This is a genomic window from Cohnella sp. GCM10020058, from assembly GCF_042683485.1.
Lineage (GTDB): Bacteria > Bacillota > Bacilli > Paenibacillales > Paenibacillaceae > Cohnella.
Map to the genome: position 1 here is coordinate 736,122 of NZ_JBHUJV010000008.1, position 20,864 is coordinate 756,985.

Annotated in this window: 35 protein-coding genes; 31 read left to right on the plus strand and 4 right to left on the minus strand. The window is 55.0% G+C overall.

From position 1 onward, the window contains the following. Positions 1–167: 167 nt before the first annotated feature. The 3 genes from ACFSR7_RS15380 to ACFSR7_RS15390 form a co-directional block, all read right to left on the minus strand. Positions 168–1,403 carry a site-specific integrase gene (locus ACFSR7_RS15380; protein ID WP_378162949.1) on the minus strand — a complete coding sequence of 412 codons (1,236 nt, stop codon included), beginning with the start codon at positions 1,401–1,403 and terminating at the stop codon, positions 168–170. A gap of 78 nt (positions 1,404–1,481) precedes the next feature. Further along, positions 1,482–1,952, minus strand: coding sequence for an ImmA/IrrE family metallo-endopeptidase (locus ACFSR7_RS15385; RefSeq protein ID WP_378162951.1), 471 nt, complete (start codon positions 1,950–1,952; stop codon positions 1,482–1,484). Positions 1,953–1,954: 2 nt separating this feature from the next. Next, positions 1,955–2,296, minus strand: coding sequence for a helix-turn-helix domain-containing protein (locus ACFSR7_RS15390; RefSeq protein ID WP_378162953.1), 342 nt, complete (start codon positions 2,294–2,296; stop codon positions 1,955–1,957). A 164-nt stretch (positions 2,297–2,460) separates the two neighbouring features. Between ACFSR7_RS15390 and ACFSR7_RS15395 the strand changes: the two genes are divergently transcribed. The 10 genes from ACFSR7_RS15395 to ACFSR7_RS15440 all read left to right on the plus strand — a co-directional run bounded on the left by ACFSR7_RS15395 (position 2,461) and on the right by ACFSR7_RS15440 (position 8,002). After that, positions 2,461–2,763 (plus strand): helix-turn-helix domain-containing protein, encoded by a 303-nt coding sequence (locus ACFSR7_RS15395; protein WP_378162955.1) that lies wholly within the window; start codon positions 2,461–2,463, stop codon positions 2,761–2,763. Then, positions 2,760–2,978 (plus strand): helix-turn-helix domain-containing protein, encoded by a 219-nt coding sequence (locus ACFSR7_RS15400; protein WP_378162957.1) that lies wholly within the window; start codon positions 2,760–2,762, stop codon positions 2,976–2,978. The genes ACFSR7_RS15395 and ACFSR7_RS15400 overlap by 4 nt, the downstream gene beginning before the upstream one ends. A 15-nt stretch (positions 2,979–2,993) precedes the next feature. Continuing rightward, positions 2,994–3,143 carry a hypothetical protein gene (locus ACFSR7_RS15405; protein ID WP_378162959.1) on the plus strand — a complete coding sequence of 50 codons (150 nt, stop codon included), beginning with the start codon at positions 2,994–2,996 and terminating at the stop codon, positions 3,141–3,143. Between the two features lie 430 nt (positions 3,144–3,573). After that, complete coding sequence (locus ACFSR7_RS15410; RefSeq protein ID WP_378162961.1) at positions 3,574–4,368, plus strand: rolling circle replication-associated protein; 795 nt, start codon at positions 3,574–3,576, stop codon at positions 4,366–4,368. Continuing rightward, positions 4,365–4,649 (plus strand): hypothetical protein, encoded by a 285-nt coding sequence (locus tag ACFSR7_RS15415; protein WP_378162963.1) that lies wholly within the window; start codon positions 4,365–4,367, stop codon positions 4,647–4,649. Before ACFSR7_RS15410 ends, ACFSR7_RS15415 begins: the two co-directional genes overlap by 4 nt. 28 nt (positions 4,650–4,677) lie before the next feature. Continuing rightward, the gene (locus ACFSR7_RS15420) at positions 4,678–5,247 is read left to right on the plus strand and encodes a Holliday junction resolvase RecU (protein ID WP_378162965.1); all 570 of its coding nucleotides are present in this window, start codon (positions 4,678–4,680) and stop codon (positions 5,245–5,247) included. Further along, on the plus strand, positions 5,231–5,551 hold the full coding sequence (locus ACFSR7_RS15425) for a zinc-finger domain-containing protein (RefSeq protein WP_378162967.1): 321 nt from the start codon (positions 5,231–5,233) through the stop codon (positions 5,549–5,551). The genes ACFSR7_RS15420 and ACFSR7_RS15425 overlap by 17 nt, the downstream gene beginning before the upstream one ends. Beyond that, on the plus strand, positions 5,493–5,891 hold the full coding sequence (locus ACFSR7_RS15430; protein ID WP_378162969.1) for a hypothetical protein: 399 nt from the start codon (positions 5,493–5,495) through the stop codon (positions 5,889–5,891). Before ACFSR7_RS15425 ends, ACFSR7_RS15430 begins: the two co-directional genes overlap by 59 nt. A 10-nt stretch (positions 5,892–5,901) precedes the next feature. Further along, complete coding sequence (dnaN, locus tag ACFSR7_RS15435) at positions 5,902–6,984, plus strand: DNA polymerase III subunit beta (RefSeq protein WP_378162971.1); 1,083 nt, start codon at positions 5,902–5,904, stop codon at positions 6,982–6,984. Between the two features lie 181 nt (positions 6,985–7,165). Beyond that, a complete protein-coding gene (locus tag ACFSR7_RS15440; protein WP_378162973.1) occupies positions 7,166–8,002 on the plus strand; it encodes a DNA adenine methylase in 837 nt (278 codons plus the stop codon). Here ACFSR7_RS15440 and ACFSR7_RS15445 read toward each other — a convergent pair. After that, positions 7,999–8,178 (minus strand): hypothetical protein, encoded by a 180-nt coding sequence (locus tag ACFSR7_RS15445; protein ID WP_378162975.1) that lies wholly within the window; start codon positions 8,176–8,178, stop codon positions 7,999–8,001. The genes ACFSR7_RS15440 and ACFSR7_RS15445 overlap by 4 nt on opposite strands. Before the next feature lie 71 nt (positions 8,179–8,249). Here ACFSR7_RS15445 and ACFSR7_RS15450 point away from each other — a divergent pair, with 71 nt between their 5' ends. The 21 genes from ACFSR7_RS15450 (at position 8,250) to ACFSR7_RS15550 (ending at position 20,863) form a co-directional block, all read left to right on the plus strand. Further along, positions 8,250–8,615 (plus strand): hypothetical protein, encoded by a 366-nt coding sequence (locus ACFSR7_RS15450; protein WP_378162977.1) that lies wholly within the window; start codon positions 8,250–8,252, stop codon positions 8,613–8,615. Next, complete coding sequence (locus ACFSR7_RS15455; RefSeq protein WP_378162979.1) at positions 8,608–9,240, plus strand: hypothetical protein; 633 nt, start codon at positions 8,608–8,610, stop codon at positions 9,238–9,240. The genes ACFSR7_RS15450 and ACFSR7_RS15455 overlap by 8 nt, the downstream gene beginning before the upstream one ends. Continuing rightward, positions 9,237–9,608, plus strand: a complete 372-nt coding sequence (locus tag ACFSR7_RS15460) for a hypothetical protein (RefSeq protein WP_378162981.1) — start codon at positions 9,237–9,239, stop codon at positions 9,606–9,608. The genes ACFSR7_RS15455 and ACFSR7_RS15460 overlap by 4 nt, the downstream gene beginning before the upstream one ends. Further along, positions 9,605–9,808 carry a hypothetical protein gene (locus ACFSR7_RS15465; protein ID WP_378162983.1) on the plus strand — a complete coding sequence of 68 codons (204 nt, stop codon included), beginning with the start codon at positions 9,605–9,607 and terminating at the stop codon, positions 9,806–9,808. Before ACFSR7_RS15460 ends, ACFSR7_RS15465 begins: the two co-directional genes overlap by 4 nt. A gap of 2 nt (positions 9,809–9,810) precedes the next feature. Beyond that, positions 9,811–10,299 (plus strand): hypothetical protein, encoded by a 489-nt coding sequence (locus ACFSR7_RS15470; RefSeq protein ID WP_378162985.1) that lies wholly within the window; start codon positions 9,811–9,813, stop codon positions 10,297–10,299. Beyond that, complete coding sequence (locus tag ACFSR7_RS15475; RefSeq protein ID WP_378162987.1) at positions 10,296–10,973, plus strand: hypothetical protein; 678 nt, start codon at positions 10,296–10,298, stop codon at positions 10,971–10,973. Before ACFSR7_RS15470 ends, ACFSR7_RS15475 begins: the two co-directional genes overlap by 4 nt. A gap of 365 nt (positions 10,974–11,338) precedes the next feature. After that, a complete protein-coding gene (locus ACFSR7_RS15480; RefSeq protein WP_378162989.1) occupies positions 11,339–11,593 on the plus strand; it encodes a hypothetical protein in 255 nt (84 codons plus the stop codon). A gap of 26 nt (positions 11,594–11,619) precedes the next feature. Further along, positions 11,620–11,817: a LexA family protein gene (locus ACFSR7_RS15485; RefSeq protein WP_378162991.1), complete on the plus strand. Its 198-nt coding sequence runs from the start codon at positions 11,620–11,622 to the stop codon at positions 11,815–11,817. Between the two features lie 29 nt (positions 11,818–11,846). Then, complete coding sequence (locus tag ACFSR7_RS15490; protein ID WP_378162993.1) at positions 11,847–12,344, plus strand: sigma factor-like helix-turn-helix DNA-binding protein; 498 nt, start codon at positions 11,847–11,849, stop codon at positions 12,342–12,344. A 112-nt stretch (positions 12,345–12,456) separates the two neighbouring features. Beyond that, a complete protein-coding gene (locus ACFSR7_RS15495) occupies positions 12,457–12,819 on the plus strand; it encodes an HNH endonuclease signature motif containing protein (protein WP_378162995.1) in 363 nt (120 codons plus the stop codon). Next, the gene (locus ACFSR7_RS15500; RefSeq protein ID WP_378162997.1) at positions 12,803–13,084 is read left to right on the plus strand and encodes a hypothetical protein; all 282 of its coding nucleotides are present in this window, start codon (positions 12,803–12,805) and stop codon (positions 13,082–13,084) included. The genes ACFSR7_RS15495 and ACFSR7_RS15500 overlap by 17 nt, the downstream gene beginning before the upstream one ends. Before the next feature lie 59 nt (positions 13,085–13,143). Next, positions 13,144–13,752 carry a terminase gene (locus ACFSR7_RS15505; RefSeq protein ID WP_378162999.1) on the plus strand — a complete coding sequence of 203 codons (609 nt, stop codon included), beginning with the start codon at positions 13,144–13,146 and terminating at the stop codon, positions 13,750–13,752. Continuing rightward, positions 13,745–15,487, plus strand: a complete 1,743-nt coding sequence (locus ACFSR7_RS15510) for a terminase large subunit (protein ID WP_378163001.1) — start codon at positions 13,745–13,747, stop codon at positions 15,485–15,487. The genes ACFSR7_RS15505 and ACFSR7_RS15510 overlap by 8 nt, the downstream gene beginning before the upstream one ends. Before the next feature lie 157 nt (positions 15,488–15,644). Then, positions 15,645–16,898 (plus strand): phage portal protein, encoded by a 1,254-nt coding sequence (locus ACFSR7_RS15515; RefSeq protein WP_378163003.1) that lies wholly within the window; start codon positions 15,645–15,647, stop codon positions 16,896–16,898. A 2-nt stretch (positions 16,899–16,900) separates the two neighbouring features. Continuing rightward, positions 16,901–17,647, plus strand: coding sequence for a head maturation protease, ClpP-related (locus tag ACFSR7_RS15520; RefSeq protein WP_378163005.1), 747 nt, complete (start codon positions 16,901–16,903; stop codon positions 17,645–17,647). Beyond that, entirely contained in the window at positions 17,644–18,930 is a 1,287-nt protein-coding gene (locus ACFSR7_RS15525) for a phage major capsid protein (protein WP_378163007.1), read from the plus strand. The genes ACFSR7_RS15520 and ACFSR7_RS15525 overlap by 4 nt, the downstream gene beginning before the upstream one ends. 51 nt (positions 18,931–18,981) lie before the next feature. Further along, positions 18,982–19,179, plus strand: coding sequence for a hypothetical protein (locus tag ACFSR7_RS15530; protein ID WP_378163009.1), 198 nt, complete (start codon positions 18,982–18,984; stop codon positions 19,177–19,179). A gap of 3 nt (positions 19,180–19,182) precedes the next feature. Further along, positions 19,183–19,761, plus strand: a complete 579-nt coding sequence (locus ACFSR7_RS15535) for a hypothetical protein (protein WP_378163011.1) — start codon at positions 19,183–19,185, stop codon at positions 19,759–19,761. Next, positions 19,758–20,081, plus strand: a complete 324-nt coding sequence (locus tag ACFSR7_RS15540; RefSeq protein ID WP_378163013.1) for a hypothetical protein — start codon at positions 19,758–19,760, stop codon at positions 20,079–20,081. The genes ACFSR7_RS15535 and ACFSR7_RS15540 overlap by 4 nt, the downstream gene beginning before the upstream one ends. Next, positions 20,081–20,485 carry a hypothetical protein gene (locus tag ACFSR7_RS15545; protein ID WP_378163015.1) on the plus strand — a complete coding sequence of 135 codons (405 nt, stop codon included), beginning with the start codon at positions 20,081–20,083 and terminating at the stop codon, positions 20,483–20,485. Before ACFSR7_RS15540 ends, ACFSR7_RS15545 begins: the two co-directional genes overlap by 1 nt. After that, complete coding sequence (locus ACFSR7_RS15550; RefSeq protein ID WP_378163017.1) at positions 20,486–20,863, plus strand: minor capsid protein; 378 nt, start codon at positions 20,486–20,488, stop codon at positions 20,861–20,863. Position 20,864: the final 1 nt, after the last annotated feature.

Genomic DNA, 20,864 nt, shown 5'->3' on the forward strand with positions numbered 1-20,864 from the left:
TCGTTTTGTTAGGTACATGTAATCGAACTGTAATACTAGCTTTGGAGATTTACGTTAGGACTGTGGTGAGTTATACTGGGTATAATTTGCTTTTGGCTGGGAAGCTTTATTTTACTGGGGAAATTCGAGGTATTGGAGACGCTTGACCACATTTTGACCACATTGGTTTAAACCGACTTCATAAGCTCTGAAAACTTCTTCGACGCCGTTCGTTTGCGCGACTTGGTAATGTGCAGATAAATCGTCTTGGTTGTCTTATCGTCTTCATGGCCGAGCCGTTCCATTATTTCTTCCAGGCCGACTCCAGCTTCAGCAAGCAAGGATGCGTGAGTGTGACGCAGGCTGTGAGGTGTCAAATCCTCGTTCAGGTTCGCGCGCTTTAAAATGACTTTCATCCGTCTCAATATGTCGGCATCTTTCATTGGATAACCTGCAAAACGAGCGGTTTCTCTGACAGTGATAAATCCATCGTCGTAATACGTTTTCCGGTATTTCATCATAAGTTGCTTTTGATGTGACCTATGCTTTTCGAATTCGACGAAGACCTCTTCCTCGATCGGTATATCGCGTATAGACTTTATGGTTTTGGGCGTAAGTAGTGTAATGGTCTTTGCATCGCCTCTGCTGTATAGGGTTTTTCTGATGCGAAGTGTCCCGGCTTCTGGATCGAGATCCTTCCACTTCAAAGCACCCAGTTCTCCGACTCTCATGCCTGTATATGCAAGCACGAAGAAGATAAAGTGATCGGTCGGACTCTCCGCTTTTGCTGCTTCTAAAAACTTCTTAAGTTCAATTTTTTCTAAGTATTTAACTTTCGCCTGATCGTTCTCCAAATCCTCAACCGTGCCCACATATAATGGCAATTTCGCAGAAGCCGTAGGGTTTATCGCAATTTTCTTTCTCTCTACAGCGTAATTAAAAATCATTCTTCCCGCCGTGTGTATTGCTACAAGCGTACTCTTGGACAATCCCTCATTCTTGAATCTTTGCAAAGCATCTTCGTAATGATATGTTTCGATATCTTTGAGCATGAAATACGGCCATGCATCAATCCACTTATCTACAGCATATTGCCGAAGGTAGATGGTACCTTCCTTCACTCGGCCTGAGTTTTTGTAATGCTCCATCCATTCCTTCGCACATTTCTGAAATAGTTCCTTTCCTCCGTCTACATAGGTTCCGCCCTTAAAACTCTTCAGAACTTCAGCGGCTGCCAGCGTGGCGGCTTCTTTTGTATTGAAACCACTTTCGGTCTTTTGTTTTCGTTTGCCCGTCGTTGGGTCAATTCCAATGTCGAGCGTATAGGACCACTTTGCCCCGCATGTGCATTTTTTCTTCTTGGGCTTGCCGTCCGCGTCGAGTTCTTTTTTGCATTTGCATCCGCGGCGCCTGATGTAAGCCATTGTAATATCCTCCCTTCTAAAGAACGTATGTTCGGTTTAGAGCGTATAGGAACAGCCTCGCGACTGGTATTGGCGAGTTTAAGATTCGATTGGTTCAATTACCATAAGTGGATTAAAAAGAATCATATGACCCTCGAATGTAGTGAACAAGCCATATAGTTCCTGATAGCGCGATAGGGATTGAATTAAAAAATCTTCAGTAACCCCAATAAATTGAGCAAACTCATACCGATTACGAACTCCAGCGGAATGAGCGCTAATGAAATGGCTCAAATGAATCATCCTGAGGTAACCCCAGGTACGAGCTCGCTTCTCTTGTTTTCGATTACGAATATCCTTTTGATTTAAAATATTGCCGATAGAAGTGTGATGGTGACCAAGCTCCTCAGCAAGTACACATGTTTTTTCAGTTTGTGTCGGAATGGAGGAGCTAATGCAGATTGCATTGTTTGTGTATGCGCCCTTCAAGCGACCTGGAAGAGATATTTCAAAAATGGCTATCCCGTAACAATCTGCTTCCAGCTTTAGAGACTCGTATGTCGTCGACATTGTTACCCCCGAGGTCTTTGAGATCTCACTAGCTCCTTAAAAGCTTCAATAGCCTTTAATTCTTCTTCGGTCCATTCATCGCCATCATGGTGAGCAGCGATCGTCTCTATTGGCGAATCTGATGTATTAATGCCTAAGAGCTCGTCCAAAGTAACGCCGAAAAATTGAGCAATGACTTTGGCGGTTTCAAGCCGTGGTTCGCCGAGGTCGTTCTCCCATTTGGAAATCATACCTTTGTTGATAGTGGTTCCGAACTTTGTGTTCACCTTTTCTGCAAGTTCATCTAACGACAGACCACGGCGGTTGCGCAGTTCTTTCAGCTTGCCGCCAAATGAATACCCCATCTTAATTCCCCTTACAGTTTAGATTGATCTAAACAGATAGTACAATAATGGTTTCATAAAAGCAACGATAATTTAGAAATAAGGCAATAATGTTATTGACATTGAAACTCTGCGCAAATATACTCAGGGCACGGGCGTTTCATAAAAGAAACGGAGGTGACTCCATGCACGCAGAAAATAGACGCCATACTCCGTACTACAAGTTCAAGGCATTTTTGACCGAGAACGAGATCAAGCAAAAAAAAGTCGCATTGTTGCTTGGGAAATCCACGTCAGCACTGAATCAGAACATCAACGGCACTGGCGGAGATTTTTCACTGGAAGAAATACGGCAGATCTGTAGAGAGTTTAATATCAGTTCTGACGAGTATTTCGTTTGCACTGAGGTTTCAGATATGAAACAAAAAGAATTGATTCCTTCATATCTTCCCAGTGAACATCAAAATTATTCGGAGGCGATGACATGAAGCTTGAAGAATTGCCAGACGTCTTGACAGCGCCGGACATCGCCGCTCATCAACGAGTTCACCAGAGCACGGTATACGCCCTCTTTGAGAGGGCGCCTGCCGCTGGCGGGATCCCGAATTACAAAATCGGAAGATCCCGGCGGGCTGAGAAAGCAGAATATATCAAATGGCTCGAAGCGCAAAAACGGGAAGCAGAATTAAAATACGCCAAATAAGGAGCCTGATCCAGTATGAACAATCAATTGAACCGCGTTAAGGAAATTCGCCGCTGCGGCGATCTGGAAGTCGTCAACGACCTGCTTGGAACGGGGAAATGGTACATCGCCCACGAAGCCCCGGGGGAAGACGGAATCGAATATATCCTGCACCGCATCAAATGAGCGTTATCGCTTGGATCGCCGTCGCCGTCGCGTCATTTCTCGGATCGGCTATCGGATACTTCCTGCATTGGCGGATGACAACTTGGAAGCTGCAGGACATGGAGACTGAGCTAAGCATCCTCCAAGCCGAGAATTTAATCCAGCGAAAGCAATTAGAAAAACGCGCATGAAAAAGGCCCGTCCTCGGGGTGAGAGCCGAGGCGGGCCGCGTAATTTCGCGATACAAACCAACTTACATTTATTGTAACAGGTATCGCGGCGAAGGACAAGCAGAAACAACGCTTATGCCGGGCGTTATCGGGCTTGTAATGGGTATTATCTTTCCTGCGATGCAAGCAACGGAGAATGTAGGCGGGGGGGACGGCAACCCATCGCCAATAGGCAGGACAGATACGCCCCTTACGGCACCATGCAGCCGGGGGACGATGCCGTGGGATTTGTGCGAGAGAAGAAGATTTACTGCGGAAAGCAATACCTCGAAGTGGACATATACCAGACCGACAGCAAGAGGACGCCAAAGGGGAGGGGCGCAAAGAAGAAAGAGTCCGCACCGAAGCAGCGGAACCTAAACGACAAAAACGCCAAGCGGTATTTTACGCAGCTCGTAAATACGAACTTTGGAGCGGATGACCTGCACGTCACCGCAACCTATGCCAAGATTCCGGAGACGATCGAGGAGGCGGAGCGGGAAGCTGCCAATTACCTTCGGAGAATAGCACATCGAAGGAAGCGGGAGGGGCTTTCGCCGCTAAAGTACATCATCATCACGGAGTACAGCAACGGAAAAGGCACGGACAAGCCGGTCCGGATCCACCACCATATCGTGATGAACGGCGGATTGAACCGAGACGCAATCGAAGACCTTTGGAGACGGCCTAAGAAAAAGGGGCAGAAGACGGGCGACCGTATCGGCCTCGTGAACGCTGACCGTCTGAAGCCGAACGAATACGGACTCGAAGCCCTCGCGCGTTATCTCATGAAAAGCAAGAACAGGAAGAAGCGCTGGTCCAGCTCGCAGAATCTCGAAAGGCCGGAATCCCGGACCAACGACCACAAATACACGGCCCGGCAGGTCGAGAGGATGGCGCGGGACGAGGTCGACAATCTGCTGTACTGGTCACGCAAGTATCCAGGATGGGATCTGACCGAGTGCAAGCCGCAATTCAACGAGATTACCGGGTGGGCGATTTATCTCAAGATGCGAAAGGGGAGCGGGCCGCCATGACGCGGGAAGAGATTGTCGCAGAAATGGTCCGTGTAGCCGAAGCGCTGGAAAAGCCGGAACTAACCGACGTGCAGCGAGCCCGTGGGCGGGCGAAATACGAAACGCTCGAAGAGGAGCTGCGCGAACTCGATGAGGCCGAAGAGCGAAAATGCTTGACCGCGACGGAGCCGGAGGAAAAGAAGCAAGAAGCCGGCGGCATCGCTTCCGCCGCACTCGCTATCATTTATCAGACGCTCGACCCAAGCGGGAGCCTTCGGGCCAGACGGAAAGCAAAAAGATAGGAACGAACCCAGGACAGGAGGAGCAGACATGCGACACAGTCACGCCAACCGAGGCGCCGCCTTTGAAGCCATGATAAACCATTGCAACATGCGATACGAAAACGCCGGTATTGCGCTGATCAACAAGCGCCCGACGCCAGTCAAGATTTTAAGCGCACGCGGCAACCGCGTTACAGCTTGCCTTCAGCAAGCATCGACCGTTGATTACGACGGATTTTATCGGCAGCGCGGGATTGCCTTCGAAGCCAAGTCCATCGCGGAGGGCGCGCGCTTCCCGTTGGACAAGCTCCAGCAGCACCAATTCGACTACCTGAGCAAAGCCCACTACATCGGCAATGTTCCGAGCTTTCTTCTGGTGGAGTACGCCGAGCACCGCGCCGTTTTCCTTCTTCCATTCGTGAAGCTCGAAATGATCTGGAAGGCTCAGTCATCCGTCCGCGGCAGCAGGTCCATTCATATTGCGGACATGGAGCGGCACGGATTCGAGGTAACGCCCGGCCGCGTTCCGCTGGATTATCTGGCGGCCGTAGATCACGTTTGGGGGCTGACGGCAGCGGAGGCCGCTGCGGTGGAGGCACACCGTGGCGGCGCGCGCTGAAGTGCTCAAGCAGATCAATGCCGTCATGTCCGCCAATTGCAAAGGCTGCCCGACGCGCAGAGCCAAGGTTCAGCGCAGCGGCGTCGCACACGCCGAGCAGTATTGCAACAAAAAATGTCCGGTCGGGAAGCAGCTTCAAAAACTCGGACGCAGCCTCTCGCGCGGAGCTGAAAAGCCTATGAACTCGCCGCGCCAACGCCGCCGCGAGTGGGTCCATCCCATCAAGGCAAAAGGGGAGGAATACGGTGCCAGCATATACAAAAACCCAGCAGCTCGGATGGGACAAAAAGGCCAAAAAACCTAAGCGGGTCAACCATAACCGCGGCAGCAAGACGGCCAAGCAGCGCGGCGCGGTCAGCGATGAGGCATACGCGGAAGCTTGGGAACGGTCCGGCGCCCGATGCGAAATGTGCGGCCGAAACAGTTTTGAAGCCTGGACGCTGGAAGCTGCCCACGCCGCCCGGCGCTGGACCTACGGACAAGAGGGCGTAACCGCCCAAGACATCGTTATCCTGTGCGGACCCTCGACGGATTCGCATACGTGCCATCATATCGCCGATTACACCAGCGCCGGCCGCGAATGGCTCGCGGAGTACAGCCAAAAATTGAGGGAGGCGGAACGCCTTGCACATCAAAATACTTAAAAACCGCCTATTGCCGCCGCTCGAGCAAGCAAACGAAGCGGTCAGCAACAAGCAAAACAACATCCCCGCCCTTATGGGCATCCTCATCATCGCCAGCAAGAACGGGCTTAAGCTCATCGGCTCTAGCGTCGGCCTGAGCATCCAGCGCCGAATTCCTGAAGAAGACGTAACCGTTGTCCGGCTCGGCAGCATCGTCATCCCCGCCGACAAGCTCGTCAAGATCATCAAGAGCTTTCCGCCGGCCGAAATCACTATCGACGTCAAAGGACTGGAAGCACATATCACCTGTGGCAAGTCAAAATGCAAAATCTCCTGCATGTCGGCGGACGAGTACACCTACAACCCAATCAAGCCACAAACGGCCTTATCCATTCCAGGCGCTACGCTCCGCAATCTGGTAAGCAAGACGGCATTCGCGACCAAGAAGGAAGAAACCAATGAATTTCCGATTCTCGCTGGCATCCGAATCATGTCCGATAACGGGCGCTTGTCGTTTACCGGATGCGACCGCAACCGCGTCGCCAAGTATTACACGGATGCCGAGACGACGAGCGAAATGCAAATTGTCGTCGATTCGACGGGAATCGAGAAGGCAGCCAAGATTTTGGGGAACGCCCCAACGGTGGACGTCGGCATGGAGCGGGATCAAGTATCTTTTGCGACGCCGGACGCCATTATCTGCGCCACGGCGCTGGAGGGAAATTATCCGCCGGTGGATTCCCTCCTTAACATGACCCCGGTAGCCACGTTCTGGATTACAGCAAGCGACCTTTTAGGAGTCGTCAACCGCATTGAGGCGGTAAGCGAAAAAAAGCAGAATCGCATTTTCATAGACGCTGCGCCCGGCCGCATTCTCATGTGGGGCAAGGGGGAAGCGGGCCGAGTCGAGGAAGTTCTGGAAGCTGGCGAATATGAGGGCGAGAGCGCCCGAGTCTGCCTGAATGCCAAATGGGTCGAAGAGGCCGTTAAAACGATCAATACATCTGAATTGCAAATCAAGATCGGCAAGCACGTTTACCTGCATGAAGACAACGACGAAGGCGCCATCCTTCAGATCACCCCACTTTTGACGCATGAGGAGGCATGGGCATGAACGGCGGAATCGTCAAGTGCAATAAATGCAACACTTCGGTAGCTGTAACGGTGACCATTCTAAGCGAATATGGCATTAAGTGCAGCTCATGTGAGTGCATCTTGCTTGAAGGAAGGAAATACGTCAACACCGGGCGTAAAGTCTCGATTGCGGGAGTGGAGCGGACAAGGAGGGCGAAGAGGTGAGCGCATCTCGCATCCTCCACTATCCCGGCAGTAAATGGAGCATGTACGACGGATGGATCGGAGATCGCCTCGAAGCCATCATGCAGACGATGCCGGTTCACCACTACATGGAATCGCACTTCGGATCCGGGGCGACCTTCTTCAATAAGCCGCCATCCTCGCTTGAGACGATAAACGACATCGACGAGGACGTGACCAACCTTTTCTCTGTCATCCGGTCGCAGCCGGCTGAACTGGCCGAACTGGTCCGTTGGACACCGTGGTCCAGGCAGGAATATTACGAATCATACGAGCGGGATGGTCTGACGGAGCTGGAGAGGGCGCGCCGATTTCTTGTCCGCTGCTGGATGGCCAGAGGCGGGAAGACGAGCGACCGGACCGGTTGGCGACACAATGTAGATATTTCACATTGCCCGAACCGGCCAGCCGTAAAGCGATGGAGCGACATGCCGGACATCATTGTCGAAACAGCAGAACGCCTGAAAGGGGTGCAGATTGAACGGCAGCCGGCAACGAAGTTGATCGAGCGTTGCGCCCGGCCGGATGTCATCGTTTACTGCGATCCGCCGTACCTACTGTCCACAAGAAGCAAGCGGATGTATAAGCATGAAATGAATGACGAAGATCACGCCGAACTTTTGGAGGTACTGGACAAGCACCCCGGTCCGGTCCTGCTATCGGGATACGCGCACCCATTGTACGACGAACGGCTAAAGCATTGGAGGCGTGAAACCAGACAAGTAAAGGCCGAAGCGGGGCGCATCCGGACAGAGGTTCTATGGATTAACCCGATTGGCGCCGAAAGCGCAATGCAGCAGCCGAGGCTTTTCTAAGGTGCGGAAGCGGCGAGCTGGTCCACGATAGCAGTAAAGCCCGCCACTTCCGCCGTCGCCGCATCGGCACCTAATGCCAAGTTATCCACAAAAATCCTATACCTATCCACAATATCCCCAGATTCCGACTCATGATCGAATCCATCAAGAAAAGCCTGGGCGCGTTCCGTAAACATCGCGTTCACCTCCCAGCACGATTATACAGGGGAACGCACGTTCTGAATACAACCCGAAGGGAGCAATACCTATGGCAATCTCCGAAATGAAGCTGAACCGCCTAAAAAAGAAATTCCCGAATCTCGAATTCGTCGTCCTGGAAGAATCTTACGACGGCGGGGCGGTAGACGTTTTCGCAATGAAGTACCAGAAGAACGGGCCGACACCTAATCGCATGAGCGAAGGACTCATCGAAGTAAATGCCATGTGGGACGAGGGACGCAGCCGCCCGAAGGGGTACATTATCGCCGCTGCCTATGAACGTCCGAACGGATATAGCGCATCGGTCATGGTGTCTGAGCAATGGCTAGCGAACTCCGGCGGATTCAAAAAACATCGCTGGGAGCGGGAACTAATGGGCGACCTTGACGCAATGGGGGAGCGGGCGGATGGATAACGCCGCAATCGTCCTCAACGTCTACGAGATAATCTATCCCGACTTCGTCGACGACCATCCCGACTACACGGTCATTCGCACCGCGGAGACGGCAGGAAAGGCCAAATACAACGAATATCTTACCGTCTCCGACGCCTACGAAATGACCTATCTGGAATATTTGAAGCTGATTCGCATTCGGAAGGTAGGCAGCTCGGCGCCGAAGCGGGGCGAAGAACCATTCCGCGCTCCCGAACGAATTGAAAATGCGAACCGACTCATCCGCGAGATCGGCAGCCGGGGGCGGGGCTTCCTGTATTACAAAAGAGCCGATCGGTACAGCGCCTTTCACTGGGCCGGCGGGCGCCTTTGGTACACGGACCATTATTCCGGCATCCCTATGATTATGGATCCTGGGCAAGAAGGCAAGACGAAAGACCAACAGCGTGCCTTTTCTTCTGGCGGGACGCTATGGGGCCTAATGCAAGATTTCCGCGACTACATCTTCGGCGACGACGACGCCAACCACAACAACGGATACGGCGGCCTATATTGCCCGCATTGGGCATACCCCGAAGAGGACATGCAGGCCATCCGGGCGCTCGCCGTCGAGCTGGGATATCTGCGTGAGCGGGTGAAGGCATGAGCAGGCGAAGAAGGAGATTCTACAAGGTCCGCCGGGAATTCAAACACGACCTGTATGCCAAGGCCGAACATAACCCCGCAATGGCCGTTATGATCATCAAGACGTACGCGGCAAGCCAGCACCGAAGCCATATCATGAATGTCTGGTGGCTGCTCCGTAATCACCGCGCCGCTCAAGCCGATTACAACGAGAACCTTTTCGGCAAACATCTGACGGGCCGCGATGAAATCATGAATTCTCTCTACTTCGCCGAGCCGGAGCTTTATCACAAATATTCCCGTAAGCTGCCGGAAGCGTACGCGATGGGGGACGCCCTCGCCGTCGCATACTCGATCTTGCGGGAGATGAAGAAGCGGGTGCCGTCGTGACCGGACCCGAAGCGGGCAAGAAGCTGACACCCGAGCAGCGCACCCAATTCATCCAACGCCGCATGAAGCACGATCTCGGATACCCGGAGACGGCCGCAATACTCTGCACGACGCCCGCGGACATCGCTTCCGCCGAATGGGGCGCACCAATACCGCCCGAGCTACACGCCATCATCATCCAATGGATAGGAGAGAAATAGCCATGAGCGAAGAACGCGAGAATCTGGACGGACCGGCACTATTCAAGCTCGGCACATGGGAGTACCTTCGCAGCGAAGGCGACAACGTTTGGGCCGTCCGCCCATCTCCAACGACGCCGGCAATCATTGTCGACGAAAACGAAGTCGCTGCAAACCTTGAAGAACACGTCGCCCTATTCGACGCCGGCTTCCCGCCGCTGTACGACCAGGAGCGCGGCCTCATGGTCGCCCTGGCTGCCGAATTGCGGCTGAATAGCAAGATGAACGCGGCGCAGCAGCAGGCGAATGAATACAGCTTCGGATACGACCCGGGGTCATCTGCTGGCGATGTGACCGAATACCTCGCCAAAAAAAACGGACCCGAGATCGCCAAAGCGTTCCTCGAAGGCACATCCAAGATCGCCAAAGAGCTCCTCGAAGGCACATCTAAGGACGGGCGCAAGCCGATCGGAATAGTCAATAGAATGAAGGAGAGTGACCCCCAATCATGACGGATGCAGTTAAGAGTGCGATATCGATGCTGTCGCTGCTGATGAACAGGGGCCATATCAACTTCAAGAATTACGGATGCCCGACAGAAAGCGAGATATCGGAGCTGATTGCGCGCTTGTCGTCCACCCCACCCACTACCCCGGTACAGGGATACCGGGAGGCGATTAAGAGGATAGATGCGCTTGAGATAGATGACCCGGATACGTATAAGACTTTGGTCAAACACATCGCCGCTCAAGCCCTCTCCCAGACGGACATACAGCCAAGCGGAGTTCAACGTGTGTGGGAGCTGTGGGAAGAAAATGGACGTATCGCGCAATACACCGCTGACCCGGACTACTACCTTTCGCGGCGATATGGAATTCGTAAGACTCTCGATGCGCTCGGCATCACCATACCCGGCATCAATAGCACAGAGGACGACCAGTCCGGACCAAGTATCAGCTCGACGCGGTTGATGCTGGATGGGCAAACATGTGGAGTCTGCAATTATGTCGTGCCGCTCGATCATGCGCAGATCGGACGCCTGGAGGCCGACGGAACCCGTACACCTTACCATATGGGATGCGAGTACGAGGCGAACAGGCTCAAACCGTGCGAGGACTGCGGGCATCATCGTAAATTCTGCACAGATTGCGCGGACCCCAGCACAGAGCAGGAAGATACGAATTAGGGGGTTAGCTCCTCCAATAATTTGTAAAGAAAATCATATGAAGTCCAACAGATAGAGAAATAAGGATGATTACCATCAAAAACACTTTACTGATCCACTTTGAAACGGTGAACGAATGAATTAAATACCACCCTACCCAAGACAGAAAAGTTATAGCGAGCCAAAGCATTACGATGTCAAAAGTAGTCCCGTTGTAATCGTAATGTGAATGTCTTCCAAACACAAAGAGTAAGTCATAATTATTCATCGTCAACCGCCGTTCTTATTTTATATGCAATACGGGCTTAATACTGAGCAGTTTCATATGGAACAGGGGGAGAAGGAATGAACGCCGCGCAAGTTAAGGCAATTGAGGAGATGGGGCTATGAGCAGCGAACAACAATCAACGGCTCATGCAAGCTGGCCACTACGACAGATGCTCAATTCGCCGCCGGCCTATCAAGTCTATCTCAACGGCCAAGACAAAGGGACCGTCGTCATCGCAAACGTGGACAAGTATCTCGAAAACATGTTCCCGGACTGCCACGCCGAAGTAAAGCGCCACGAAATACACATCACCGCATCAAAAGTAGATCTCCTCCGCGTCGAGGAGAGCCGGACCAGATTCGTCGGAGACTAGCCAGACCGAAGCGGGAGGAACAGCCAATGACCAGACAAGCCGCAATCCTCGAATTCATCCGATCCTTTATCGCGCAACACGGATATGCACCCACGCTTCGCGAAATAGCCGCCGGCGTAGGCGTCGGACTTTCAGGCAACGTCCATCGTTATGTCCACCACCTCCGGGACATCGGCAAGATTACATTCGATGACCACAAGCCCAGGACGATCCGAATCAAATAAGCCAACCAGAAGCGGGAAGGAGCGAGGATATGACAACCTGGGTCGAAGAGCGAATCAAAGAGTACAACGAGGGGCGGCGCATGCTGGAGAAGTATCGGGCTTCTCTCCTCCATCCCAAGCACCAAACGGACCGACAGCGGGAAGAATTGACCATCATCGACGGCATGATATCCGACATGCGATATGCCGTCGAGTGGATGCGGAGCGGCCGCCGGCCGGGTGGGCGCCGCGGGGTGGACGCAAAGGACGCTTACAAGCGATCCGTGCTGCTCAACATGGATCTATTTCCGTCGCTTGATCTGAACTATGATGAGATCGAATTGACGGATGAGCAGAAGAAGGCCATTGTCCGGGTGCTGCTGCGGATGACGGAGCGGGAGCGGGAATGCTACCTGCTGCACATGGCGCACGGGATGAGCTTCGCACAGATCGGGGCGCAGCTCCGTTTATCGCGCAGCACCGTGCAACACAACATCATGCGTGCTAAAGCAAAAATCCCGGAAGCCCTACAGCAGCAAGTGATTTGAGGATTTATGTCATGCAGTCGTCATGCATTCGCGCTATATAAGTAGGAGCACATAACCGGAACCGGGTCGCATATCGCGTCTCGGTTCTTTTATAGACCGACGAGGTGAGCGCATGGCATTGAAAAAGTTCTGCCCCAAGACTGGATGCACGACGCTGACGACGGGCGGATATTGCGAGGCGCATGCGAGGGCTCCCGTCCAAGCTGAGAAGGACCGAGGCACATCGGCACAGCGCGGCTATGGATCGGCATGGCGGAAGGCGCGGGCGGCGTGGCTGCTGAAGTACCCGCTATGCGTCATATGCGAACGTAACGGCCGCCTGAACGCTGCAACTGATCTCGATCACATCAAGCCCCATCGCGGAGACATGAAGCTCTTTTGGGATAGGAACAACTGGCAAGGACTATGTAAGGCATGTCATAGCGCTAAGACGGCGCGAGAGGACGGAGGATGGGGAAATGGCAATCGGACATGACGTGTACAATATTCGTAATGCCCAAGAACTGAACAAAACAATCGAAGCTCTCGAACTGCTCGGGAAAGAGTACACGATTGATACACTCGGCAAACCAGATGACGATATTTATCCACGGCCGCCGCGCTGGCGGGTAACGGAACGAGCGAAGTCGAGCAAGATCGATCTTCAAAGCTTGAACGGCGAGCCGCGTTCATGGCAGCCGCGCGACCTGACAGAAGAAGGGGAGGGGGAGTCACATCCTTCCGACCTTTTGCCCCGTTGACCGCGTCGGCCTGTTTGCGCGTAAAAACTCCCCAATCAAAATTTTAGGAGGTGGATCAGGTGCCAAAGAACGCGCAGCCCATAGACGTTATCCAGGCGAACGGCCGGAAGCACCTGACCAAAGCCGAGATCAGGGAGCGCCAGGAAGGCGAAGTAAAGCTCGGCAAGCATGAGCTTGAGAAGCTGAAAAAGCCCGCGTTCGTTTCAAAGGACAAGACCGCGGCCAAGCTTTGGAACGACTTGATCAAGAAATACAAGAGCGCTTCTGAGCAAGGCGTTGACCTGCTGTCGAGTTCCGACATCGGCGCGCTTGCGCTTTACTGCAAGACGTACAGCGAATACGAGCGGCTGCAGGAGCGCTATCAGCAGATCGACCGCATTCAGATCGACGAGGACGTGCTCTCCGATTATCTGGATCAAGCCGAAGACGTCGACGGCGCCGGGTACAAGGCGCTGAAGTACCTCTCGCAGCTCGCCAGCCTTGACGGCGCCCTGAAGATCGAAACGGCCATCAACAAGAAGATGGACATGCTGCTGAAGCTGCAAGACCGGTTATTCCTGAATCCGCTCGCCAAGATCAAAAACGTGCCGAAGCCGAAGAAGGAAGAGAAGGCGCCGAGCAAGTTCGGACGCTTCGGAGGGGCCGCGGGGGGCGGCCGTGGTGGATAGGTATCCGTACGGCGTGGTCGCCGAGCATGACCGCGTCACAGCGTTCGCCCTACAGGTAATAGCGGGCAAGATCATCGCGGGCGAGACGGAGCGCCAAGCCTGCGAGAGGCACATGCGCGATCTGGACAGGCAGGGCACTGAGGAATTCCCGTTCGTGTTCGATCCGGACCGCGCGCATGAGCTCATCGAATTCGCCGAATCCTTGATGCTCGCCGAGGGTGAAGAGGAGCAGCCGTTACGGCTGGCTGGATTCCAAGACTTCATTTTCGGGAGCTGGCACGGCTGGCGGACACTGGATGGCTATCGCCGATTCCGCACCTCATACGTCCAGGTCGCCCGGCAGAATGGCAAGTCAATCGGGAACGCGGTCCCGTCGCTATATTACGGCAATTTCGACGGCTACATGTACCCGCAGATTTATTGCACGGCCACGAAGGAAGCGCAGGCGCGGATCGTTTTGAAAGAGTGCTTTAAATTCATCAATGCTGACGAAGAACTCGGCGGGAACGAATACGAAGATGGTTTCTTCACGATCAAGGAATACAAGAGCACCATCGAGTGCAATTCGAGCCGCGGAGAGATCCGGGCGCTCGGGCGGGACACGGATACGATCGATGGTTTCCGCCCGTACTTCGCCAGCGTTGACGAGTTCCACAAGCACAAGACGAACCAGATGTACAAGCTGCTGACGGGCGGACAGAAGAAGCTGAAGCAATGCCTAACGTCAGTTATTACGACGGCCGGCTTCGATCTCAACTCGCCGTGTTACGAGCTTTACAACTATTGCAAGATGATCCTTCAAGGCGTCCACGACGACGAGACGCAATTTGTCTTTATCTGCGAGCTCGACAAAGATGACGACATTTGGGACGAGGCGAATTGGCCGAAGGCGTCACCACTTTGGACCGAAGAAACGCTCTTGAGCCTGCGGGCCGACGCGATCAAAGCAAAGGCCATGCAGGGCGAGGAGCTGCGGGACTTCCTGACGAAGGGGCTCAACCGGTGGGTGCAGTTCACAGAGAACGGCTACATGGACATGGCCCATTGGAAAGATTGTGCCAGCGATACGACGATTGAAGACATGGCCGGCCGTGAATGCTATCTCGGGCTTGACCTTTCGAGCGGTGGAGACTTGACCTCCGGCGCACTCGAATTCCCCTTCGAAGTGGACGGAGAGCGGAAATATTTCATCGACTCGCACAGCTTCATCCCGGCGGCGCGGCTCGCTGAGCACGTCAAGACGGACAACGCGCCTTATGACATGTGGCTCGCTGACAAGCTGCTGACGGTCACGGAGACCATGGGCGGGGTCAAAACAGATTACAAGTACATTATCCGGTATTACCGGGATCTCATCAAAAAATATAACCTGAAGCTGAAGGGCATCGCGTACGATCCACACAACGCGGATGCCTTTTTGTCTGACCTGGAAGAGTTCGGCGTCGATTGTGTCGAGATCGTCCAATCGGCCAAGAGCCTAAACGACGCGACCATCGACTTCCGGCTCGAGACGGAGGCGCGGAACGTCATATACGACCGGCGCAATAAGCTCCTGACCTGGTCGATGGCGCACGCCAAGACGGTTAGTAACAGCTTCGGTGAAATCAAGATCGAGAAGCACGCCAAGACGAAGCGGATTGACCCGGTCGACGCCATCATCGACGCGCACAAACTGACGATGGCGAACAAGGACAAGCGGTCCACATACGAAACGCGAGGGGTGAGACAGCTTTGAGCAAAGACCAGAAGGATGAGGCAGTACGCGAAAGCTTTTTGGTAGCTGGTTTTAGTGCCTTCGTAGCGGGCATTTGGTGGATCTATCCGCCTGCGGCCCTCATCATTGGCGGCGGGCTGCTGATGTGGCTTGGGCTGCCGCGGAGGAGGTCAGGCTGATGGGTGTTATTTCAAGGTTAGTCAGCGGAGGAAAGTCAGCGTATTCCCTGGAGGACTTCGAGCGCTCGCTATTCATGCGAGGGCGCGGGAGCACGCTCTCGGGCGTATCGGTCAGCGAGGACTCGGCAATGCGGTTCATCACCGTTTTTAGCTGCATTCGGGTACTAGCCGAAGGCGTCGGCGCGCTGCCGCTGCACGTTTATAAGCGGAGGAGCAACGGCAAAGGGCAGGACAGGGCAGAGGACCATCCGGTTTTTGCATTGCTGCATGATGCGCCGAATGACGAAATGACCTCCCAAAGCTGGCGGGAAAGTCAGGTCGGGCAGCTCGCGAGCTCGGGGAACTGCTATTCGATTAAGACGCTAAACCGTCGCGGGCAGGTCGCCGAGCTTTACCCGGTCCCATGGTATGACTGCAGGCCGGTCCGCAACAAGCTGACGAATGCGCTCGAGTACGATCTCAACGACCGCGGCAAAGTCGAGACGCTGCCTTCGGAGAAAGTGCTTCACGTGCCAGGGTTCGGGTTCGACGGCCTCATGGGTTATTCGCCGATCCAAATGGCGCGTGAAGCTGTCGGGCTCGGCATGGCGGCGTCGGAATTCACGGCTCGATTCTACGGGAACGGGATGAACATCGGCAGCGCGGTCGAGTTTCCGAATGCGATGTCAGAGGATGCCTATAACCGACTTAAAGCATGGATCGAAGAAAAGGGCGAAGGGCTCGCCAACTCATGGAAACCGATTATTCTGGAAGAGGGCGGCAAGTTCGCCCGGTTCCCGCTGACGTTCGTCGATGCGCAGTTCATCGAGACACGGAAGCTCAACCGGGATGAGCTATGCGGCCTCTTTCGCGTGCCGCCACACATGATCGCGAACCTTGAGCGCAGCACGAACAACAACATCGAGCAGCAGAACTTGGAATTCATTCAGTTTTCGTTGCTGCCGTACCTGACCCGGATCGAGCAGGCATGCAACATGAAGCTTTTCACGCCGGAGGAGCGAGCGGCCGGCTATTATGTGAAGTTCAATCTTGACGGGCTGCAGCGTGGCGACTACAAGAGCCGTCAAGAGGGGCTAAACATCCAGCGTCAGAACGGCGTCATCAACGCGGACGAGTGGCGCGAGATGGAAGAGATGAACCCGATTGAAGACGGCAGCGGCGAGCGCTATCTCGTAAACGGCAACATGGTTCCGACCGACGAAGCTGGCAGCCTGAACGATCCTACTGAGCCCGCGAAAGGGGGTGGAAAATAAGCATGCCGAAGGTGAATTTAAAGGGCGTTATCGTATCCAATGACGATATCGAGATTTACGAATGGTTCGGCGTTGAGGCGACGAGCCCGAATCGCGTTGTCGAGCAGTTGGAGCAGGCAGGCGGCGAGCCGGTGGAAGTCTATATCAACTCCCCGGGCGGCGACGTGTATGCAGGCTCCGAGATTTATACGTCGTTTCAGGAGTACAGCGGAGAGACGACGGGGAAGATTGTCGGCATCGCGGCCAGCGCGGCCAGTGTGGCGGCAATGGGGCTCAAGAATTTACTCATTGCCCCGACGGCGCAAATCATGATTCATAACGTATCGTCGTTTGCGATGGGCGATTATCGGGACATGGCCCACGAAGCCGAAGTGCTGAAGAATTACAACACGTCGATAGCCAATGCCTACGCCCTTAAAAGCGGAATGCCTTTGGACGAGCTGCTGCGGATGATGAACAAGGAAACGTGGCTGAATGCGCAACAAGCGCTCGAACAAAAATTCGTTAACGGCATCATGTTCGATGACCAAAAGGCGCTGTCCATGGTCGCGAGCGCCGGCGGCCCTCAAATGCTGCCGCGAGCAGTCATCGACAAGGTGCGTAACGAGTTGATGGCGGCGAAGCTCAATGGGGCGCTCGATCAGCCCACACCGAAAAGCAAAACACCAGAAGCACAGCGGACGCCCAAGGCGCCGCTTTCTTTATATCAACGCATTCACTCCCATAACGAAAGGAAGTATGTTCAATGACGCTCCAACAAATGCTCCAGGCCCGCGCGGCCAAGCTGAACCGCCAAGGGGAGATCCTGAAGGCTGCCAAGGACGAAGGACGGGAACTGACGGCCGAGGAGGAAACCGAGTTCGAAAAGCTGGACGGCGAAATCGGCGACCTCGAAAACAAGATCGAGGCGAAGAAGAAGCAAAACGGCCGCGAGGCGAACTTCGCTGCTCGTTCCAAGGATCTCGACGAAACGGAAGAACGCCCTTTCCGCGCCGCGCTGCCTGGTGCCGCGCCGTCGGACAAGAAGGAGAATTACGGGTTCGACTCCTTCGGCGAGTTCGTGAATGCTGTTCGCTTCGGCGACGACAAAGGCCGTCTCCAGGCCATCCGCAACGACTTGTCCATGGGCACGGGCTCCGAAGGCGGATTCGCGGTGCCTGAACAGTTCCGCGAAGACCTGCTGCGTCTGCGCTCCGAGCAATCGATTGTTCGTCCGCGGGCACAGGTCATCCCGGCCGGTTCGCCGCCTGATGCCAAGATCACGATTCCGTCGTTTATCCAAGGCACGTCCGGCGTCTACGGCGGCGCGGCGGTATCGTGGATCGCAGAAGGCGGCGCCAAGCCGAAGACGAACGCGGAGCTCGGAGAAGTCACCCTCGAGCCGCACGAAGCAGCCGCGCACATCGTCGTGACCGACAAACTGCTGCGCAACTGGGGGGCGGCTTCCGCGTTCATCCGTAACCTGCTTTCGCAAGCCATGGTCGCAGCGGAAGACCTGGCTTTCCTGAAGGGCAACGGTACGGGCAAGCCTTATGGCGCCATCAATGCGGCCGGCCGCATCGTCATCAACCGCGCGATGGCGAACAAGATCAGCTATTTGGATCTGGTCGCGATGCGCGCCCGGTTCTTGCCGGATGCGGTAGAAAACGCCGTTTGGGTGGTCGCACAAAGCGCACTGCCGCAGATCATGACGCTGCAAGACCCGAACGGCAACTACATCTTCATCCAGGGCGACGCCACGAAGGGCATCGCATCGACGCTTATGGGCATTCCGATCCGGTTCACGGGCAAGACGGGTCCGCTCGGCCAAGTCGGCGATGTCGCGCTGCTCGATTTGTCATACTACCTCATCAAAGACGGCTCCGGCCCGTTTATCGTGGCTTCCGAGCACGTCGAGTTCCTGAACAACAAGACGGTCGTGAAGTGCTTCTGGAACGTCGACGGCAAGCCGTGGGTTGAGACGCCGCTCACGCTCGAAGACGGCGTGACGACGGCAAGCCCTTACGTTGTTCTGGGCGCACCGTCCGCATAAGTCAGCGGGGCCGCAAGGCCCCTTTCTATTTCTCAGGAAAGGGTGAACGTGATGGCAAAGAAACAATTCCGCGTGACCAACATGTTCGTCGACCGTGTGACCGGCGAAGAAATTCTGCCGGGCGACATCGTCGAGGTCGACGACAAGCGCGCCGAATCCTTGAGGGCAGCCGACGTCATTGGCGATGAAGTGACCAAGGCCGAGGCAGACGCAGCCAAGAAGGCGGCAGAGGCCGGCAAGGAGGAATAACGCATGCTCGCGACGCTCGACGCAGTTAAACGCGCGCTGCTGATTCCTGCCGGTATTACGGACCAGGACGAGGAGCTATCGGCCGTGCTGGCTGCAGCCTCGACGCGGATCGAACAGGAGTTAGGGCAAAAGCTCGGGTATGGCGAGCGATCCGAAGTCCTTGACGGCAGCGGGACGAAGTACCTGCGTACGCGCTCTTATCCGATCCTGGCCGTCTCCGGCGCCAAGGTCGGCGGTAGCGACGTTGAAGGCTACGAGGTCGCGGCGTCCGCGGGCATGCTTTACCGCGCCAGTGGATGGGATAGCGGCGAGCGCAATGTACGGCTTACGCTTACGGCCGGCTACCTGCTGCCCGGCCAGACCGCGCCAGAAGATGCGGACCCGGCGCCTGAAGCGCTACCGACGCCTATCGAGCGCGCCGCCATCATCTTATCGCGCATGATCTACGCAGGCGAGTGGGGCAAGGATTCGGAGCGCCTGGGCAACTCCTATTCGGTCACATACTCGAAAGGGCGAGCGGGCGGGCTGCCGCCGGTGGTTGAAGCGCTGATCGGTCCTTATAAGAGGAGTGACCGGGTATGATGCACTTTCCAGACCGTGCGACGGTCATTCGAAAGAGTACAGACCCGGACGACATCGACCCATTCGGAAACGTGCCGGATGGCGATACGGTGACGATGCCCTGCCGGATCGACGAGACGAGCAAGGTCGTGAAGGACTCTCGCGGCCAAGAGGTCGTTTCCTCGGTGCAGCTTTACTTTCCGGCGTGGGCAACCGTGCCGCATACGGATGAGGTCGAATACAAGACCGGTGCCGGAGTCCTGGCGCGGCGCAGCCCGATATCCGTCGAGCTGCTGCGCAACAATATCGGAATGCCGATGATACTGGCGGTGAACTGCTGATGGACGAGTTCTCAATCGATATCACAGACGTGTTCAAAGGCATGGACTTTGCCAGCGACCAGGCACTCCGCGGCGCCGAGCGTGGCATGAAACTCATCATGGAGGATCTGAAGGCGGAATCGAACCGGACGGCCCCGAAGCTGACGGGGAACCTTAGATCGCATGTCTCCGTCGAGGTCACGACTTCGCGAGGACGCGTCACAGGGACGGTATCGTACCGGGCGATCAGCACCAGTAAAAGCGGATGGGCATACGATTACGCCCTCCATCTGCACGAAATGCCGAAAATCAAAGACCCATCCACGCCCGGCACCGGACCGAAGTTCTTGAGCCGGCCGCTTAAAGCCCGGTCGGTCAAATATGAGCAAATGCTCGCCCAAGAAATCGCTAAGGAGCTGCGGTAGATGCTGACGACGGTCGACATCATCAACTGGCTTAAGCCGATCGTTCCGTACGCTTATTACGGCAACGAATTCCGTACCGATCACCCTGACGCGGCGGGCATCGTGCGCTTGACCGGTGGCGTTGCGCCGGACCAATGGAGCAACAAGGTGCAGCCGGCATTTCAGGTTCTTGTGCGCGGGGCGCCGAAGGGAGACGGTGGGGCCGAGTCGGTCGCATGGTCGCTCTTGTCCAAATTGCACAACCTGACCGAATTTAAGGTGGCGGGCTGGCGCGTCGTGCATTGCACCGCAGACCAGTCCACGCCGTTTTACCTCGGCCAGGACGAGAACGGACGACCCATCTATAGCGTCAATTTTGACCTAATCATGCAATCGTGAG

Bases quoted from the DNA above. Each gene is read 5' to 3' on its own strand.
- ACFSR7_RS15530 (WP_378163009.1), top strand. From the start codon at position 18,982: ATGGCAAAGAAACAATTCCGCGTGACCAACATGTTCGTCGACCGTGTG.
- ACFSR7_RS15405 (WP_378162959.1), top strand. From the start codon at position 2,994: ATGAACAATCAATTGAACCGCGTTAAGGAAATTCGCCGCTGCGGCGAT.
- ACFSR7_RS15495 (WP_378162995.1), top strand. From the start codon at position 12,457: ATGGCATTGAAAAAGTTCTGCCCCAAGACTGGATGCACGACGCTGACG.
- ACFSR7_RS15450 (WP_378162977.1), top strand. From the start codon at position 8,250: ATGGCAATCTCCGAAATGAAGCTGAACCGCCTAAAAAAGAAATTCCCG.
- ACFSR7_RS15420 (WP_378162965.1), top strand. From the start codon at position 4,678: ATGCGACACAGTCACGCCAACCGAGGCGCCGCCTTTGAAGCCATGATA.
- ACFSR7_RS15545 (WP_378163015.1), top strand. From the start codon at position 20,081: ATGGACGAGTTCTCAATCGATATCACAGACGTGTTCAAAGGCATGGAC.
- ACFSR7_RS15550 (WP_378163017.1), top strand. From the start codon at position 20,486: ATGCTGACGACGGTCGACATCATCAACTGGCTTAAGCCGATCGTTCCG.
- ACFSR7_RS15480 (WP_378162989.1), top strand. From the start codon at position 11,339: ATGAGCAGCGAACAACAATCAACGGCTCATGCAAGCTGGCCACTACGA.
- ACFSR7_RS15445 (WP_378162975.1), bottom strand. From the start codon at position 8,178: ATGTTTACGGAACGCGCCCAGGCTTTTCTTGATGGATTCGATCATGAG.
- ACFSR7_RS15475 (WP_378162987.1), top strand. From the start codon at position 10,296: ATGACGGATGCAGTTAAGAGTGCGATATCGATGCTGTCGCTGCTGATG.
- ACFSR7_RS15540 (WP_378163013.1), top strand. From the start codon at position 19,758: ATGATGCACTTTCCAGACCGTGCGACGGTCATTCGAAAGAGTACAGAC.
- ACFSR7_RS15395 (WP_378162955.1), top strand. From the start codon at position 2,461: ATGCACGCAGAAAATAGACGCCATACTCCGTACTACAAGTTCAAGGCA.
- ACFSR7_RS15520 (WP_378163005.1), top strand. From the start codon at position 16,901: ATGCCGAAGGTGAATTTAAAGGGCGTTATCGTATCCAATGACGATATC.
- ACFSR7_RS15380 (WP_378162949.1), bottom strand. From the start codon at position 1,403: ATGGCTTACATCAGGCGCCGCGGATGCAAATGCAAAAAAGAACTCGAC.
- ACFSR7_RS15470 (WP_378162985.1), top strand. From the start codon at position 9,811: ATGAGCGAAGAACGCGAGAATCTGGACGGACCGGCACTATTCAAGCTC.
- ACFSR7_RS15535 (WP_378163011.1), top strand. From the start codon at position 19,183: ATGCTCGCGACGCTCGACGCAGTTAAACGCGCGCTGCTGATTCCTGCC.
- ACFSR7_RS15390 (WP_378162953.1), bottom strand. From the start codon at position 2,296: ATGGGGTATTCATTTGGCGGCAAGCTGAAAGAACTGCGCAACCGCCGT.
- ACFSR7_RS15490 (WP_378162993.1), top strand. From the start codon at position 11,847: ATGACAACCTGGGTCGAAGAGCGAATCAAAGAGTACAACGAGGGGCGG.
- ACFSR7_RS15515 (WP_378163003.1), top strand. From the start codon at position 15,645: ATGGGTGTTATTTCAAGGTTAGTCAGCGGAGGAAAGTCAGCGTATTCC.
- ACFSR7_RS15385 (WP_378162951.1), bottom strand. From the start codon at position 1,952: ATGTCGACGACATACGAGTCTCTAAAGCTGGAAGCAGATTGTTACGGG.
- ACFSR7_RS15525 (WP_378163007.1), top strand. From the start codon at position 17,644: ATGACGCTCCAACAAATGCTCCAGGCCCGCGCGGCCAAGCTGAACCGC.
- ACFSR7_RS15400 (WP_378162957.1), top strand. From the start codon at position 2,760: ATGAAGCTTGAAGAATTGCCAGACGTCTTGACAGCGCCGGACATCGCC.
- ACFSR7_RS15500 (WP_378162997.1), top strand. From the start codon at position 12,803: ATGGCAATCGGACATGACGTGTACAATATTCGTAATGCCCAAGAACTG.
- ACFSR7_RS15455 (WP_378162979.1), top strand. From the start codon at position 8,608: ATGGATAACGCCGCAATCGTCCTCAACGTCTACGAGATAATCTATCCC.
- ACFSR7_RS15460 (WP_378162981.1), top strand. From the start codon at position 9,237: ATGAGCAGGCGAAGAAGGAGATTCTACAAGGTCCGCCGGGAATTCAAA.
- ACFSR7_RS15485 (WP_378162991.1), top strand. From the start codon at position 11,620: ATGACCAGACAAGCCGCAATCCTCGAATTCATCCGATCCTTTATCGCG.
- ACFSR7_RS15415 (WP_378162963.1), top strand. From the start codon at position 4,365: ATGACGCGGGAAGAGATTGTCGCAGAAATGGTCCGTGTAGCCGAAGCG.